The 16,188-nt window shown below is 63.1% G+C and carries 17 protein-coding genes; 15 read left to right on the plus strand and 2 right to left on the minus strand.

Annotation, left to right across the window (positions count from 1 at the left end; all coding sequences use genetic code 11):
• The first annotated feature begins 35 nt into the window (after positions 1 to 35).
• From GM658_RS25820 to dcd, 12 genes are all read left to right on the plus strand, one after another.
• On the plus strand, positions 36 to 1,286 hold the full coding sequence (locus GM658_RS25820; protein ID WP_229417073.1) for a lipoprotein-releasing ABC transporter permease subunit: 1,251 nt from the start codon (positions 36 to 38) through the stop codon (positions 1,284 to 1,286).
• Positions 1,279 to 2,541, plus strand: coding sequence for a lipoprotein-releasing ABC transporter permease subunit (locus GM658_RS25825; protein ID WP_155456947.1), 1,263 nt, complete (start codon positions 1,279 to 1,281; stop codon positions 2,539 to 2,541). The genes GM658_RS25820 and GM658_RS25825 overlap by 8 nt, the downstream gene beginning before the upstream one ends.
• Entirely contained in the window at positions 2,534 to 3,211 is a 678-nt protein-coding gene (gene lolD / locus GM658_RS25830) for a lipoprotein-releasing ABC transporter ATP-binding protein LolD (protein WP_155456948.1), read from the plus strand. Before GM658_RS25825 ends, lolD begins: the two co-directional genes overlap by 8 nt.
• Positions 3,212 to 3,221: 10 nt before the next feature.
• Positions 3,222 to 4,025 carry a TatD family hydrolase gene (locus GM658_RS25835; RefSeq protein ID WP_155456949.1) on the plus strand — a complete coding sequence of 268 codons (804 nt, stop codon included), beginning with the start codon at positions 3,222 to 3,224 and terminating at the stop codon, positions 4,023 to 4,025.
• 25 nt (positions 4,026 to 4,050) lie between these two features.
• Positions 4,051 to 6,474, plus strand: coding sequence for a DNA internalization-related competence protein ComEC/Rec2 (locus tag GM658_RS25840; protein WP_155456950.1), 2,424 nt, complete (start codon positions 4,051 to 4,053; stop codon positions 6,472 to 6,474).
• Between the two features lie 145 nt (positions 6,475 to 6,619).
• Entirely contained in the window at positions 6,620 to 6,694 is a 75-nt protein-coding gene (gene pqqA, locus GM658_RS29835; protein ID WP_155456970.1) for a pyrroloquinoline quinone precursor peptide PqqA, read from the plus strand.
• A 39-nt stretch (positions 6,695 to 6,733) separates the two neighbouring features.
• Entirely contained in the window at positions 6,734 to 7,657 is a 924-nt protein-coding gene (gene pqqB / locus GM658_RS25850) for a pyrroloquinoline quinone biosynthesis protein PqqB (RefSeq protein ID WP_371865284.1), read from the plus strand.
• A 5-nt stretch (positions 7,658 to 7,662) separates the two neighbouring features.
• Positions 7,663 to 8,382: a pyrroloquinoline-quinone synthase PqqC gene (gene pqqC, locus GM658_RS25855; RefSeq protein ID WP_503826369.1), complete on the plus strand. Its 720-nt coding sequence runs from the start codon at positions 7,663 to 7,665 to the stop codon at positions 8,380 to 8,382.
• On the plus strand, positions 8,375 to 8,629 hold the full coding sequence (gene pqqD / locus GM658_RS25860; protein WP_155456952.1) for a pyrroloquinoline quinone biosynthesis peptide chaperone PqqD: 255 nt from the start codon (positions 8,375 to 8,377) through the stop codon (positions 8,627 to 8,629). The genes pqqC and pqqD overlap by 8 nt, the downstream gene beginning before the upstream one ends.
• Complete coding sequence (pqqE, locus tag GM658_RS25865; RefSeq protein WP_155456953.1) at positions 8,622 to 9,782, plus strand: pyrroloquinoline quinone biosynthesis protein PqqE; 1,161 nt, start codon at positions 8,622 to 8,624, stop codon at positions 9,780 to 9,782. Before pqqD ends, pqqE begins: the two co-directional genes overlap by 8 nt.
• Before the next feature lie 142 nt (positions 9,783 to 9,924).
• Positions 9,925 to 10,764, plus strand: a complete 840-nt coding sequence (locus tag GM658_RS25870) for an alpha/beta fold hydrolase (protein WP_155456954.1) — start codon at positions 9,925 to 9,927, stop codon at positions 10,762 to 10,764.
• 41 nt (positions 10,765 to 10,805) lie between these two features.
• On the plus strand, positions 10,806 to 11,372 hold the full coding sequence (gene dcd / locus GM658_RS25875) for a dCTP deaminase (RefSeq protein ID WP_155456955.1): 567 nt from the start codon (positions 10,806 to 10,808) through the stop codon (positions 11,370 to 11,372).
• On the opposite strand, the gene GM658_RS25880 is transcribed toward dcd, so the two are convergent.
• Complete coding sequence (locus GM658_RS25880; RefSeq protein ID WP_170298982.1) at positions 11,369 to 12,919, minus strand: ATP-binding protein; 1,551 nt, start codon at positions 12,917 to 12,919, stop codon at positions 11,369 to 11,371. The two genes, dcd and GM658_RS25880, sit on opposite strands and share 4 nt — an antisense overlap.
• Before the next feature lie 3 nt (positions 12,920 to 12,922).
• A complete protein-coding gene (locus GM658_RS25885; RefSeq protein WP_155456956.1) occupies positions 12,923 to 13,606 on the minus strand; it encodes a response regulator transcription factor in 684 nt (227 codons plus the stop codon).
• Between the two features lie 127 nt (positions 13,607 to 13,733).
• Between GM658_RS25885 and GM658_RS25890 the strand changes: the two genes are divergently transcribed.
• Genes GM658_RS25890 through GM658_RS25900 form a run of 3 tightly spaced genes read left to right on the plus strand, consistent with a single transcriptional unit; the run spans position 13,734 to position 15,614 of the window.
• The gene (locus GM658_RS25890) at positions 13,734 to 14,237 is read left to right on the plus strand and encodes a Spy/CpxP family protein refolding chaperone (RefSeq protein WP_155456957.1); all 504 of its coding nucleotides are present in this window, start codon (positions 13,734 to 13,736) and stop codon (positions 14,235 to 14,237) included.
• On the plus strand, positions 14,227 to 14,745 hold the full coding sequence (locus GM658_RS25895; protein ID WP_155456958.1) for a hypothetical protein: 519 nt from the start codon (positions 14,227 to 14,229) through the stop codon (positions 14,743 to 14,745). The genes GM658_RS25890 and GM658_RS25895 overlap by 11 nt, the downstream gene beginning before the upstream one ends.
• A gap of 11 nt (positions 14,746 to 14,756) precedes the next feature.
• Positions 14,757 to 15,614, plus strand: coding sequence for a dioxygenase family protein (locus GM658_RS25900; RefSeq protein ID WP_155456959.1), 858 nt, complete (start codon positions 14,757 to 14,759; stop codon positions 15,612 to 15,614).
• Positions 15,615 to 16,188: the final 574 nt, after the last annotated feature.

Below are 16,188 nucleotides of genomic sequence, written 5' to 3' on the forward strand. Positions count from 1 at the left end.
CAAACTGCGGGCTTTACTGTGTCAATTTATTAAAAATGCCGTTTGAATGGCTGGTTGGCCTGCGCTACACGCGCGCAGGCAGGCGCAATGGGCGCAATAGCTTCATCTCCTTCATCTCCGCGATTTCGATGGCAGGCATCGGGCTTGGCGTCACCGCCCTGATTGTCGTGCTGTCCGTTTATAACGGTTTCCAGACGGTGGTGACCGAGCGCATGGTCTCGGTGCTGGGGCACGTGGAAGTCTACGAAGTGGGCGGGACGGGCCTGGCGGACTGGCATTCCGTCGCTGCCGAAGCTGCCCGCAATCCGCAGGTGAAAGGGGCAGCGCCCTTTATCGAGATGCAGGGCATGCTGGTGCATGGGGGCGATTATTTGCGCCCATCGATCGTGCGCGGCATCTTGCCGGGTGAAGAAACCAAGGTTTCCGAAATCGGCAAGCAGATGAAACAGGGCAGCCTCGATGCGCTGCAGCCGGGCGCATACAAGATCATCCTGGGCGCCGAACTGGCGCGCGAGCTGGAAGTGAAGATGGGCGACCGTATCGCGCTGGCTATGTCGCAGGGGAATTCGGCGACGAATATGGCGCCCCTGATGCGCTCCTTCACCGTGGCCGGCACGTTTGAGGCGGGCCACAATGAATTCGATTCCGGGCTGGCGCTGGTCAACCTGGAAGATGCCCAGCAAATCATCAATGCCGTCGGCCCGTTCGGGCTGCGCCTGCGCCTGCAGGATATGCAGAAGGCGCCCGAGGTGGCGGCCGAATTGCGCAATTCCCTGCCGGGCCGGCTGGTGGTGCGCGACTGGACCAGGCTCAATTCGACCTGGTTGGCCGTGGTGAAGTCGCAAAAGAACATGATGTTCATCATCCTGACCATGATCATTGCCGTGGCGGCCTTCAACCTGGTGGCGACGCTGGTGATGACGGTGACGGATAAACAGGCCGATATCGCCATCCTGCGCACCCTGGGCGCTTCGCCGTTTTCGATCATGAAGATTTTTGTCGTGCAGGGAGCGCTGGTGGGGGTGATCGGCACCGCAATCGGCGTCGCCTGCGGCGTACTGCTGGCGTGGAATGTCGGCTCGATCGTGGGCGGGATTGAAAGCCTGTTCGGCGTGCACTTCCTGTCGAAAGAGATCTATTTCATCAGCGCTGTGCCGTCGGACCTGCGCTGGGGCGACGTGGGCGTGATTGCGGCAACGTCCTTGCTGCTGGCATTTATTTCGACCCTTTATCCAAGCTGGCGGGCAGCCCGCGTGAAACCTGCGGAGGCCCTGCGTTATGAGTAAGAATTTGCCATTTGAGTGGATTGTCGGCCTGCGCTATACCCGGGCGGGCAAGCGCAGTGGCCGCAACAGCTTCATTTCCTTCATCTCGCTGATTTCCGTCGCCGGCATTGCGCTGGGTGTGGCGGCCATGATCATCATCCTGTCGGTGATGAACGGCTTCCGCAAGGATGTCACGGGCCGCATGCTGTCTGTCCTGGCGCACGTGGAAGTATTCGAGCGCGGCAGCAGCTTGCCAAACTGGCAGGAACTGGAGCGAAAGCTGCAGGCCAATCCCGAAGTGAAGGGCGCAGCGCCCTTTGTCCAGGTCGAGGCCATGCTGTCGCACGGCGGCGAGGCCCTGCGTCCGGCCGTCGTACGCGGCGTGTTGCCCGAGCAGGAGCCGAACGTTTCCGACCTGGTACGGACCACGCGCTATGGCAGCTTTAACGACTTGAAACCGGGGGAATACCGCATCGTGCTGGGCGTGGATGTGGCCCGCGCCTTGCAAGTGAACCTTGGCGACAAGGTGACCATGGTGCTGCCGCAGGGGACTGTAACCCCGGCCGGCATCGTGCCGCGCATGCGCACGTTCACGGTGGCCGGCGTATTCGTGGCCGGCTATCAGAAATTCGACGACAGCATGGTGTTCATCCACATTGAGGATGCCGAAAAGCTGTTGCGCCTTGATGGACCGGCCGGACTGCGCCTGCGCCTGGCCGATATGCAGCGGGCGCCGGAAGTGGCGGGCGAGCTGCAAAAGCTGGTTCCGAAGGAAATTACTGTACGGGATTGGTCAAAACTCAATGCGACCTGGTTCGCAGCGGTGCAAACTGAAAAACGCATGATGTTCGTCGTGCTGGCGCTGATCGTGGCGGTGGCGGCTTTCAACCTGGTGTCCACCCTGGTGATGACGGTGACGGACAAACAGGCTGATATCGCCATCCTGCGCACCATCGGCGCTTCGCCGCGGTCGATCCAGAAGATCTTTGTGATCCAGGGCGCGCTGGTCGGGCTGCTCGGCGCCTTGCTCGGTGTGGCAGGCGGCGTGCTGGTATCGCTGAACATCGACGTCATTGTTCCATTTATTGAAAACCTCTTGGGAGTGCAATTCTTGCCGAAGGATATTTACACAATTAGCTCGGTGCCATCGGACATGCATTGGTCCGATGTCGGCGTGATCGGCGTTGTGGCCGTGCTGCTGGCGTTCGTGGCGACGCTGTACCCAAGCCGCTGGGCCGCCAACGTCAAACCTGCGGAGGCGCTGCGCTATGAGTGATGTACTGAGCTGCCGCAACCTCGGCAAGACTTTCACCCAGGGCAATTACGTGGTGAAGGTGCTGGAAAAGATCGACCTGTCGGTGCAGCGCGGCGAGCGCGTGGCGATTGTCGGCGCGTCCGGTTCGGGCAAGTCGACGCTGCTGCACCTGCTGGGCGGGCTGGATACGCCGACTACCGGCAACGTGGTCCTGAAGGGCGAAGACTTCGCCAGGCTGAATGAGGCCGGGCGCGGCGACTTGCGTAACCGCGAACTGGGCTTCGTCTACCAGTTCCACCACCTGCTGCCCGAGTTTTCGGCGCTGGACAATGTGGCAATGCCGCTATTGATCCGGCGTGTCAAGCGCGCCGAGGCGGAGCGCCAGGCACAGGAAATGCTGGCGCGCGTGGGCCTGGCCAAGCGCGTGACCCACGTGCCGGGCGAATTGTCCGGCGGCGAAAGGCAGCGCGTGGCGCTGGCGCGTGCGCTGGTCACCCAGCCAGCCTGCGTGCTGGCAGACGAACCGACCGGCAACCTGGATCACGCGACCGCCGAGCAGGTGTTCGACTTGATGCTGGAGCTGTCGCGCACCCTGGGCACGGCCTTCATCATCGTGACCCACGATGCCAGCCTGGCCGAACGCTGCGACCGCATGCTGCGCCTGACCGACGAAGGCTTGAATCCTGCCTGAAAGGCGCACCATGTGGATCGATACCCATTGCCATCTCGATGCCCATGAATTCGGCGAGCGCTCGCTGGCGCTGGCGGCGCAGGCGCTGGCGCGCGGGGTGGGCATGGTGGTGATTCCGGCGGTTGATCGCGCCAATTTCCCGGTGGTGCGCGAACTGGCGCACCAGGCGCCGAACACCAGCTATGCATTGGGTATCCATCCGATCTATGTGCCGCATGCGGTGGAGGAGGACCTGGACGCAATGCGCACTGCGGTCGGGGAGGCCATGACCGATCCGCGCTTCGTGGCGATCGGCGAGATCGGGCTCGATTTCTTCATTCCAATGCTGTGCGAGCCGGAGATGCGCGAGAAGCAGGTGTATTTCCTGCGCGAGCAGCTGAAGATTGCACGCGATTTCGAACTGCCCGTCTTGTGCCATGTGCGCAAGTCGCAGGACCAGGTGCTGAAGCATGTGCGGCAGGTCGGTCCTGCGGGCGGTATCGCGCATGCCTTCAATGGCAGCTTCCAGCAGGCGCAGGCTTACATCGATGCCGGGTTCAAGCTGGGCTTCGGCGGCAACCTGACCTTCACGCGCGCGCTGCAGATCCGCCGCCTGGCGGCTGAACTTCCCCTTTCTTCCATCGTGGTGGAGACGGATGCGCCGGACATTGCGCCTTCATGGATTCATCCGGGCGTGAACACGCCGGCCGAGGTGGCGGGTATTGGCGAGGCCCTTGCAGGGTTGCGCGGCGAACAGCCTGAGCTTGTCGCCAGGACGACTACCGAAAATGCGCTGGATGTCATGCCGCGCTTGCGGGCCTTGATGGCCGCCTGAGCGGCAAAGCCGCCGGGGAGGGGAGATGCGCTGCGCAATCCTCGGCTTGATCGGCGGTGTGGCCTGGCTTCAGGTGCAGGCGGCGCTACCCGGCACCGGGCTGCAGCTCATCTGCGCAGTGGCTGCGGCGCTGGCCGCGCTGGTGGCCGCGCCGATCAGGCTTCCCGTGCTGTTCCTTCCTCATTTGATGCGCATAGCGCTGGCCGGCACGGCTGGCGCCCTGTCGAACGAACTGGCCAAGGCCGATGAGGGCCGGGACTTCGATGTCATCGGCACGGTCGACAGCATGCCGGGCCGGCTGGATGGCGCCATCCGCTTCAACTTCGCCGTCGAAACGCCTGCCGCCGTGCCTCCCTTGATTGTGCTCTCGTGGTATGCGGGAGCGCGGGCGGGCGGAGGCGCACCGCCGCCGGAATTGCTGCCCGGCGAACGCTGGCGCCTGCGCGTCAGGCTGCAGCGGCCACATGGCAATGCCAATCCTTACGGCTTCGATTACGAGGCGCTGCTGCTGGAGCAGGGCATCAGGGCGACAGGCTATGTACGCGCCGAGGGACGCAATGAACGCCTGGCCGGCTTCGTTCCGTCTCCGCACAATGCCGTGGAGCGCGCACGTTACGCGATACGCGAACGCATCGGCGCTGCGCTGCCGAATGCCCGGTACGGCGCTGTGATTGCCGCCCTGGTGGTGGGCGACCAGCGCGGCATTTCGCAGCAGGATTGGCAGGTGTTCAGCCGGACGGGGATTTCGCACCTGGTCTCGATCTCCGGCCTGCATATCACGATGATCGCGGGACTGGCGGCAGGACTGGCAGGGTGGCTCTGGCGGAAATCGTTCTTTGTCCCGGACTGGCAGTTGCCCTTGCTGCTGCCGGCGGCCCGGCTCGCGGCAATTGCCGGGATGCTTGCCGCCTGGGGGTATGTCGCCCTGGCCGGTTTCGGCGTGCCGGCACAGCGCACGCTCTACATGCTGGCAGTGGTGGCATTCGCGGTGTGGCTGGACCGCTTGTCGGCCATCTCGAACGTACTGGCGCTGGCGGCGGCCGTTGTCGTCATTCTTGATCCCTGGGCGGTCTTGTGGCCGGGATTCTGGCTGTCATTTGGCTGCGTCGCCGCGATCCTCTACGCAACCGTTGGCCGGATGGCGCGCATCGAGGCTGACGTGGCGGCGCCCGGCAGCGACTTCAATGGCGCGCGCGAAAGCGGCGATGGCTGGTGGTCTGGACGGGCAGCCAGGTTGCGCGAGAACTTGCGGCAGGCGGCCGTCACGCAGATGGCGGTGACGGTCGGGCTGGTCCCTTTGACGATGCTGATGTTTTCTCAGGTTTCCCTTGTGAGCCCGCTGGCGAACGCGGTAGCGATTCCGGTCGTCAGCCTGCTGGTGGCGCCGCTGGCACTGGTGGGCAGCGTCCTGCCCGCGCCGCTGGCGGCGCTGGTTCTCCAGTCAGCGCACTGGCTTCTGGCAGCCTTGCTGGATTGGCTGCAGTGGCTTTCGGCCCAGCCGCTGGCTGTCTGGTCCGCGCCCGCGCCGTCCTGGCCGATGTTTGTTTTCGCATTGGCTGGCACCGGCTGGGCGCTCGCCCCGCGCGGCTGGCCGATGCGCTGGCTTGGACTGGCTTGCTGGCTGCCGCTGCTCTCAGCAAAGCCGGAAAGTCCGCCGCCCGGCGCACTGCGGGCGATCGCCTTCGACGTAGGGCAGGGCATGGCGATGCTGATTGAGACCAGTACGCATCGCCTGCTTTACGACACAGGTCCCGCCTACAGCCCCGAGATCAATGGCGGCAACCGCGTCATCCTGCCGTATCTGCGGGCGCGCGGGATCAACGCGCTGGACGGGGTGATCGTCACCCACAGCGACAGCGATCACTCCGGCGGCGCGCTGGCCATCCTGCACGAGGTGCGCGCCGGCTGGGTGCTGTCCTCGCTGCCGGATGGTCATCCGATCGTTCGCGCCTCGCCAATGCATGCGCATTGTGTCGCCGGGCAGCAGTGGGAATGGGACGGTGTCCGCTTCGAAATGCTGCATCCAACGGCGTCCAGCTACGGTGAGCCGGAACTGAAGCCCAACGCGCGCGGCTGCACGCTGAAGATCAGTACAAAATCGGGCAGCATGCTGCTTCCGGCCGATATTGAGGCGCCGCAGGAGGCGGCGCTGGTCGCCTCCGTGCCCGAAAAACTGCGTGCCGAAATCCTGCTTGCGCCGCATCATGGGAGCGGCACCTCGTCCACGCCAGGCTTCCTCGCCGCCGTGCAGCCACGCGATGCATTGTTCCAGGTGGGCTACCGCAACCGCTACCACCATCCGCGCGGCGATGTGCTCGGGCGCTACCTTGAATTGGGCGCCGGCATCTGGCGGACAGACGAGTCAGGGGCCGTCAGCGTGGAAATCGGCGCCAGTCCCGGCTTGAGCGCCTACCGCCAACAGCATGCGCGCTATTGGTACGGCCGCTAAACACGCCAAAACAGAACACTTGCGACAGTGCTTTTGTTCCATTCCGGAGCACCTGCGCTTTCAGAAGCATGGCACGGACCTTGCAAACCAAAAGGGTGAACGTCCTTCGGACCTTCGCCACCAAACCTACATCAAGGAGACTGTCATGCAATGGAGTAACCCAGAGTTCATCGACTTCCGCTTCGGTTTTGAAATCACGCTGTACATCTTCAACCGTTAAACGGAAAAGGCCACCGGCAGCCTGCGGTGGCCAACCTGAATCATGAAGATCATCGTACTCGGCTCGGCGGCAGGCGGCGGCTATCCGCAATGGAATTGCAACTGCCGCAACTGCGACGGTTTTCGTACGGGACTTGTGCGCAGCCGCCCGCGCACCCAGTCTTCGATTGCGGTTTCGGCAAACGGCACTGACTGGCTATTAGTCAATGCGTCGCCTGACATCCTGGCCCAGGTGCGCGCCACGCCGGCGCTGCAGCCAGCGCGCAGGGTCCGCGACACGGGGATCGCCGCCGTGCTGCTGATGGATGCCCAGGTCGATCACGTCACCGGCTTGATGATGCTGCGGGAGGGGCCGGCGATCCCCTTGTACTGCAGCGAACCGGTGTGGCAGGACCTGCGGGCCGGCTTTCCCCTGGCACGCGTGCTGGAACACTATTGCGGCGTGCAATGGCATGAACTGCCGGTGCAGCAGGGCGATCGCACCGGCTTCACCGTACCCAGGATGGATGGCTTGCGCTTCACTGCCGTTCCCCTGGACAGCAAGGCGCCGCCATATTCGCCGCATCGCGAGGCGCCGGTTGCGGGAGACAATATCGGGCTGCTGGTGGAGGACCTTGCCAGCCGCAGGAAACTCTTCTACGCGCCCGGCCTGGGCTCGATCGCGCCGATGACGTCAGCTGCCATGCGCGAGGCGGACTGCCTGCTGGTCGACGGAACGTTCTGGACCGAGGATGAAATGATCGCCCTTGGCTTTTCCAGTAAGCCCGCCGCCGCCATGGGACACCTGCCACAGCATGGCCCCGGCGGAATGATCGAAGTCCTGGACGGGATGCCGGCCGGCCGCAAAATCCTCATCCACATCAACAACACCAACCCTGTCCTCGATGAAGACTCTGCCCAGCACGCAACGCTGCTAAGGCATGGCATCGAGCTGGCGCATGACGGCATGGAGATCGAACTATGAACATGATGTCACGACAGGAGGTCGGCTTCCAGCCGCGCTGGGATAAAGCGACCTTCGTAGACCAATTGATGGCAAACGAGAAGTACTACCATATTCACCACCCCTTCAACGTACGCATGCAGGACGGCAGCCTCACACCGGACCAGATCCGGGGCTGGGTGGCGAACCGGTTCTACTACCAGATTTCGATCCCGCAGAAGGACGCGGCCATCCTGGCCAACTGCCCGGACCGCGAAACGCGCCGGCGCTGGCTGCTGCGTATCCAGGACCATGATGGCTGCGACGGCAATGCCGGCGGCATCGAAGCCTGGACGCGCCTCGGCGAAGCCGTGGGCATTCCGCGCAGCGAGCTCTGGTCGCTGAAGCACGTGCTGCCCGGTGTGCGCTTTGCGGTGGATGCATACGTGAATTTTGCCCGCCAGGCGCCTTGGCAGGAGGGCGTCTGTTCATCGCTGACTGAATTGTTCGCTCCAAAGATCCACAAGGACAGGCTGGCGAGCTGGCCGAAGAATTACCCATGGATTGAAGCGGAAGGCTTGCATTACTTCCGCAGCCGCATTCCGCTGGCCCAGCGCGACGTGGAGCATGGCCTGCAGGTGACACTGGCCTATTTCCAGGGGCGCGAACAGCAGGAGCGCGCGCTCGAGATCCTGCGCTTCAAGCTGAATGTCCTGTGGTCGATGATGGACGCGATTGACCTGGCTTATGGAGGCGGCAATGAATGAGCAGCCAAGACTTTCGCGCATGTTCCGCCTGCAATGGGAGGAAGCGCAGGACGCTTATGTGCTCCTGTACCCGGAGGGCATGGTCAAGCTGAATACCAGCGCTGCGGAGATCATCAAGCTTTGCGACGGCCGGCGTGCGCTGGGCGAGATCGTGTCGCAGCTTGAACAAGCTTTCGCGACCAGCGGGCTGGCGCCGGCGGTGCGGGACTTTGTCGCCACCGCTCAGCAGCGAGGCTGGCTTGTCTAGCGCGGCCATCGGGCAGGCAGCAGCCGCTCCGGCGCCATCGGCAGCAGCGGTGGCGCCGCCCAAGTGGCTGCTGGCCGAGCTGACTTACCGCTGCCCGCTGCACTGCGTGTTCTGCTACAACCCGGTGGATTACGCGTCGCGGCCGAATGAGCTGGACACAGCGCAGTGGATCGATGTGCTGCGGCAGGGCCGCAAGCTGGGCGCGGTGCAGCTGGGCTTCTCCGGCGGAGAACCCTTGCTGCGGGATGACCTGGAGGATCTGGTGGCCGCGGGACGCCAGCTGGGTTACTACACGAACCTGATCACTTCGGGCATTGGTTTGACTGAACAGCGCCTGCGCCGCCTGACCGAAGCGGGCCTGGACCATATCCAGCTCTCGTTCCAGGATTCGAGCAGGGAGATGAATGATTTCCTGAGCAGTACCCGCACCTTCGAACTGAAGTCGCGCGTGGCCGCGCTGATCAAGCAATTCCATTACCCGATGGTGCTGAACGTGGTCCTGCACCGCTATAACCTCGATCATGTCGGCCGCATCATCGACATGGCGCTGGCGATGGGCGTGGAATACCTGGAGCTTGCCAACACCCAGTATTACGGCTGGGGGCTGGTGAACCGTGCGCAGCTCATGCCAACGGCGCAGCAGTTGCGCAAGGCCGAGGAGGTAGTCAACGAATACCGCGAACGCATCGGGAACCGGCTGCGGATACTGTTTGTGGTGCCGGACTACTTCGAATCACGGCCCAAGGCATGCATGAATGGCTGGGGGGCGGTATTCCTGGGCGTGGCCGCGGATGGCGCCGCCTTGCCGTGCCATGCCGCGCGCAGCATCCCAGGCTTGGCTTTCCCGGACGTGCGTGAAACGAGCCTGCACGATATCTGGTACGCGAGCGAAGCCTTTAACAAATTCCGCGGCGACGCCTGGATGAAGGATACCTGCCGCACTTGCGAGGACAAGGACAGGGATTTCGGCGGCTGCCGCTGCCAGGCCCTGGCGCTGACGGGGGATGCAGCCAATCCTGACCCTGTATGCGGGAAATCCGCTGCGCATGGCGAACTTAAGCAAGTCGTGGTCCATGCGCATCGTGCCCAGGCGGCCGGGGAGCTGAAGCCGCTCGTGTTCCGCAGCGATGCCAATTCGCGCCTGTTAAGCTGAACCGGGCGGCGGGAGACGCCGAGCTGCATAAGTTGTGTTTCTTTCATCATGGAAGCTGCAAATATGGTCGATAACGTCCTCAACTGGCATAATTAGAGGCTTTGCACGAAACACGTGTTGCCATAGCTTTTAGAATAAGTTGATGACAAAACCGAAAGTCCATTTCGCCCACGCGAACAGCTATCCCGCGGGTACCTATCGCCAATTCTTCGAGTACCTTGGCCGGGATTTTGATGTCCAGGCCCTCGACATGCACGGCCATAACCCGCGCTATCCCGTGGAAGACGGTTGGGCAAAACTGGTGGAGGAGCTGGTCGCCGAACTGGAAACCCGCTATCAGAAAGCGCCGGTAATCCTGGTCGGCCACTCCCTGGGCGGGATGCTCAGCCTGATGGTGGCCGCCCAGCGCCCGGACCTCGTGCGCTGCCTGGTCATGCTCGATTCGCCTGTGGTGGCTGGCTGGCGTGCCAGTTTCTGGCGCCTGTTCAAGAAAACCCGCCTGGCCGACCGCTATTCGCCGGCGCGCTTCTCGGTGAAGCGCCGCAACGTCTGGCCAAGCCACAAGGAAGCGATGCGCCACTTCGCCAGCAAGGAAGTCTTTGGCGCCTGGGCGCCCGGCGTATTGCAGGATTACCTGGAAAGCGGCCTGGAAGAACATCCCGAAGGCGTGCAGCTGCGCTTCCGCCGCGAGATCGAGACCGCCATCTACCGCAGCCTGCCGCACCATATCGGCCAGCTGGTAAAGGGACAGTTCCCGGTGCCGGTGGCTTATGTCGCGGGCGATAACTCGGTGGAAAACCGCCAGGCCGGCCTGGAACACACGCGTGCCCTGGTGGGCCGCAACTTCCGGATGATGCGCGGCTCGCACCTGTTCCCGATGGAGATGCCGCGCTATGCGGCCGAACTGACGCGCGATTTGATCGTCCAGATGCTGGGCGACCAGCTGCAGGCTTCGCAAGAGCCCCAGCGCCTGCGCGCCTGATGTAAAATCCGCACCATTATTTAAACCAGAAAGCCTCTGCGATGACGATTAAAAGCGATAAATGGATACGCCGCATGGCGGAACAACACGGCATGATCGAGCCTTACGAGCCGGGCCAGGTGCGCTCCGTGGACGGCCGCAAGGTGATTTCCTACGGCACCTCCTCCTACGGCTACGACATCCGTTGCGCCGACGAATTCAAGGTCTTCACCAACATCAACAGCACCATCGTCGACCCGAAGAATTTCGATTCGAACTCGTTCGTCGACGTGAAGAGCGACGTCTGCATCATCCCGCCGAATTCCTTCGCGCTGGCCCGTACCATCGAGTACTTCCGTATTCCTCGCAATGTGCTGACCGTTTGCCTGGGCAAATCGACCTATGCGCGTTGCGGCATCATCGTCAACGTGACCCCGTTCGAACCTGAGTGGGAAGGCTACGTGACCCTGGAATTCTCGAACACGACCCCGCTGCCGGCCAAGATCTATGCTGGCGAAGGCTGCGCCCAGGTGCTGTTCTTCGAAAGCGACGAGATCTGCGAAACCTCGTACAAAGACCGCAACGGCAAGTACCAGGGCCAGCACGGCGTGACCCTGCCTAAGGCTTAAGCTTCCGCCACAGGGAGCGCGAGCTCCACACAAAGTCCGCCGCCGGCACGATTGGCGGCGGCGATGCGGCCGCCGTGCTGCTGCACCACCTGCTGGGCGATTGCCAGGCCCAGTCCATGTCCGTCCACGTCTTTTTCCGTACTGCTGCCACGGTAGAAAGGCTGGAAAATCTTCCCCAAGTCTTCTTGCGCAATGCCAGGCCCGTGATCCATGACACGGATACGCATGTAGCGCGCGTCGCGTACGATTTCCACGTCGACCCTGCCGCCTGCAGGGCTGTGCTTGATGGCGTTGCGCACGACGTTTTCGATGGCGCGCGCCAGCAATTCGGGCTGGCCGGTGAGCTGGGCGTCAGCGCCTCCGCTGAAGGCGACTTCGCGGCCGTTGGTGGCGGCTTCGAACCTGGCGTCCTGCAGGATGTCCTCGAGCAGTTCGCCGAGGCTGAATTCCTGTTGCGGGGAGTCGAAGGCGCCAGCTTCGAGGCGCGATAAGGTGAGGAGCTCGCCCACCAGCTTGTCCATGCGTACGCTCTCGCGTTCGATGCGCTCCATCGAAGCGGCGGCCTTATCCGGCTGCTGGTGCGCCAGGCCGATGGCTGCCTGCAGGCGCGCCAGCGGCGAGCGCAACTCGTGCGAAACGTCGTGCAGCAGGTTCTTCTGGCCATCCAGCAAGGCGCGCAGGCGGGCGGTCATGCGGTCGAAATCGCGGCCCAAGGTGGTGAGTTCGTCGCCGCCGGCGCGCGGCTTGCCGCCGAAGCGGGGCGCCAGGTCGCCGCTGGCAGCAGCGTCGAAGGCTTGCCGCAACGCGCGGATCGGCCGCGCGAAATACCATGCCAGCAGGGCTGCAAAAAGAAGGCTAGCCAGTACGGCGGCCCCGATCGGGATATAGGGCGTCAGTGGACGGACGCGAGCCGGTGGACCGCCCGGGTCGCCGCGGCCGGGGCCCGGGCCAGGGCCCGCCTCCGGCGTGCCGCCAGGACCCGGAGGGCCAAAAGCCAGGCCGCCAGCGGCGGAGCGGGAGGCGGGAGGTGCGTCGGCCGGCGGCGGTCGATGGAAGTCCTGGCGCCGGAAGGCACGCGGGTCGAGGCCAGGAATTCCCGACCCTGCAAGCAGCGCGCGTGAGTCTGGCCCTTCGAGTTCACCCAGGTGCCGGCGCGAAGGCAGGAAGAGCAGATAGCGCTGCCCCTCGGGCGAGGTGACGTTGCGCACTCCGCGCGGATCGGCGCTTGCCAGCATTTTCTGCGCTTCCGACAGCATGCCGGGAGTGGTGATGCGTCCCAGGAGTTCCTTGCCGTCCTCACCGACCGCGTACACGCGATGGCGCGGCATATTTTCCAGCAGCTGGCGCAGGCCATCGGTTCCGCCGTAGGCCAGGGTCGCCGCCGCGGATTCGATCGATATTTCAGCCGGCGGTCCGGTCTCGATATCGGACGGGCGGGTCTCGGCGGCGGCGCGCGCCTTGAGCCAGACCGCACCGCCGATCGCGGCGGTAGCAGCCACCTGCGCCAGCAGGATCGACAAGAAAAATTTCCAGAACAATCGGCCCACGGCTTACTCCCGAAGCAGCTGGTAGCCCAGGCGGTATACGGTCTGCAGGCAGGAACGGCCATCTGAAATGGAACCGAGCTTGTGCCGCAAACTGCTCATATGGACGTCGATATTGCGGTCGAAGCGCGCCATTGGCCGTCCTAATCCCTGCTCGGACAGGACGTTCTTGCTGACAGGTTTACCGGCATTGCGCGCCAATACTTCCAGCAGGTTGAATTCGGTGCTGGTCAATTCCAGCGGGATGCCGTTCCAGGCAGCGCGGCGCTGCTCCGGCCACATGGACAGCTGGCCCACTACGAGTGGACCGCTGCCGTTGTCTGGCACCGCCTGGGTGCGGCGCAGGATGGCGCGGATGCGCGCGGTCAGTTCGCGCGGCGTGCATGGCTTGGTGACGTAATCATCCGCACCCAGCTCGAGGCCGACGATGCGGTCGGTATCGTCGCCGCGCGCAGTCAGCATCAGGATCGGCATCTGGCTCACTGCGCGGATACGGCGCAGCGTCTCAAGCCCGTTCATGCGCGGCATCATCACGTCGAGGACGGCAATGGCGTAGAGGCCGGTCAGGGCGCAGGCGGCGCCGCTTTCGCCATCGTGGGCGGCAGTGACGTCGAAGCCTTCCTGCACCAGGTATTCCTGGAACATGCCGACCAGTTCGACGTCGTCGTCAATCAATAGGACCTTGTTCATGGCGACCATGATAACAAATCAGCCGTGCCGGGCTGCTCCATCTTTACATGCTTTTACCCGCGACTTACGGCGCTTTACAGGGCGTAGCCAGAGAATGGAATCTCCTACCCATTACTGGAGATTGACAATGAATAAGAGCAGATTGATCCAGCTGCTGCTGGCGGCCGCCATGGCGCTGCCGCTGGCGGCAAGTGCGGAAGAAGGTGTGCCGACGGATGGAGATCGTCCACCATTCGGCGGGCCGCGCGGCGAAATGCCGGGTGCTCACCCGGGCCATCCTGGCCAATTCGGCACGTCAGGCATGCCATTCCTGCATGGAATCGAGCTGTCGGATAGCCAGGAAGACAAGTTTTTCCAACTGATGCACAGCCAGGCGCCTTATCTGCGCGAGCAGCAACGCGCCCATGAGAAGGCGATGCGCGCGCTCCATGAGATGCGCAATGCCGACAAGTTTGATGATGCTGCCGCGGCCAAACTGGCGCAGGCGGCGGCGCAGGCGCAGGCCAACCTGATGCTGGCCCATATCCGCACGCACCAGAAAGTGCTGGCCGTATTGACGCCTGAGCAGCGCAAGCAGTTGGATGAGCGTATGGCGGCGCGTCGCGAACGTGGAGGCCCGCATGAACGTTGATTCGATCTCCAGCAGCAGCTACGCCAGCCAGGTGTCTTCAGGCGGTTCCGGCAAGGCGGTCCAGGCGCCGCCTCCGCCACCGCCAGGACCGCCGCCGGGCGAGGGCGGCTTTGTCAGCGCCATCGGGTCTGCACTGGAGTCGTTGGGCGTGACCGACGTCTCCGCCGGCGACAAGGAAGGCGCTTCAGCGGCACTGGGCAGCTTCCTGCAGCAGTTGATGACGTCCCTGCACGAACAAGGCGAGGCAGGCGAGGCATCGGCTGACGGTGCGGGCGGCCCCGGCCGGCTGGCGCAGGACTTGAAAAGCCTGGTCTCATCGCTGCATGGCGACTCGGCGGACAGCGCTTCCGCATCGTCCTCGCTGGAGACTTCGTTTTCGTCCTTGCTTGATTCCCTCGGCGCCGACAGCAGCGATTCCAGGACCAAGCTTGAGAGCTTCCTGCAAACACTGGCGGACAAGCTGCCCCAGGCAGGCAGCAGCGGGAACCTGGTTAACACCACTGCCTGAAAGGAGAACGAATGGACGCACATGATCACAGCCTGGCAGCGGATCTCGAAGCTATGATGAACATGGGGAGTACGCGCCGGCGCTCGCTGCGCCTGCTGCTGGCCGGCGCGGCTTCTCTGCCGCTGCTTGGCTGCGGCGGCGGCTCGGACAGCAGCAGCGGCGAAAGCAGTAGCGGTACCACCGGCAGCGGCGGCAGTACCGGCAGCACGGCTACGAGCAGCAACTGCTCCGTTATCCCCGAGGAGACGGGCGGTCCATACCCGGGCGACGGCACAAACAGCAACGCCAGCGGCATCGTGAACGTGCTGACGCAATCTGGCGTTGTACGCAACGATATCCGCAGCAGTTTCAATGGTCCGACCGGCACTGCCGCCGGGATCCCCTTGACCATCAAGCTCAAGATCATCAACGCCAACAACGGCTGCGTGGCTGCCGGCAATTTCGCCGTCTACCTGTGGCACTGCGACAGGGATGGCCGCTACTCGCTGTACTCCAGCGGCGTGACGGACCAGAACTACCTGCGGGGCGTTCAGGAAGCCGATGCCGACGGCAACCTGTCCTTCACGACCATTTTCCCAGGCTGCTACGACGGCCGCATGCCTCACGTGCATTTCGAGGTCTACCGCAGCCTGGCGCAAAGCACAAGCGCCGGCAACCGCATCAAGACCTCGCAATTTACCTTCCCGATGGCGACTTTGAACGAAGTCTATGCAACATCCGGCTATAGCAGCTCGGCCACTAACCTGACGCATATCAGCTACGCCACGGACAACATCTTCAGCGACGGCTACTCGCTGCAGCTGGGGACAATGAGTGGCAATGTCGCAGACGGCTACATCGTCACGCTGACAGTCGCAATCGCGGCTTGAGCCCTTGCCCGAACGTTCGCGTTTGGGCACACTGTGCGCCTTGTGAATGCTCCGATATTCTCTTCGCTTAGTTGCCTTCGTCTATGGGGTGACATTGCTGGCTCAAGCTTTTGCAGAGGACGGGCGAGCAGGGTGGGGCCTATTTCTGCACTTGCGAGTCGGCTAGGGAGAAACCGAAATTCGTCGTACGAGGCGCATTGACCATCGTTTCGACAGCCAATGAAATCAGTCAATCGCAGGTCAAGGTCCGTAGAGTTGGCGCGAACTTCGTCATCGATCCATCCGGCATCAGCCGAGACTATTGCGGTGCCGGAGCTGAATGGCCGCGTACAATCGCGATTGAACCGGGCAAGAAGAAATGCAAGGTATCCCGCTGATGAGACGTTTTACGCTTAAATGAGCAGCTCTATGAAAAAGCGAGTAATAAAGCTGCCAGCAGCGACAGGAATTCGCTGCAAGGCGGCCATCAATGGAAATCACTTTTCCTGCCTTCCGGCACAAAAATTCGAGTCAAGCGCGGTGCGCCGAAGTCTCCCAATCGATGCCACGGGATTTGGAACCTAAAAAAACAAGG

This window comes from Massilia eburnea, from assembly GCF_009720745.1.
In the GTDB taxonomy this organism is placed as follows: Bacteria; Pseudomonadota; Gammaproteobacteria; order Burkholderiales; family Burkholderiaceae_D; genus Rugamonas; species Rugamonas eburnea.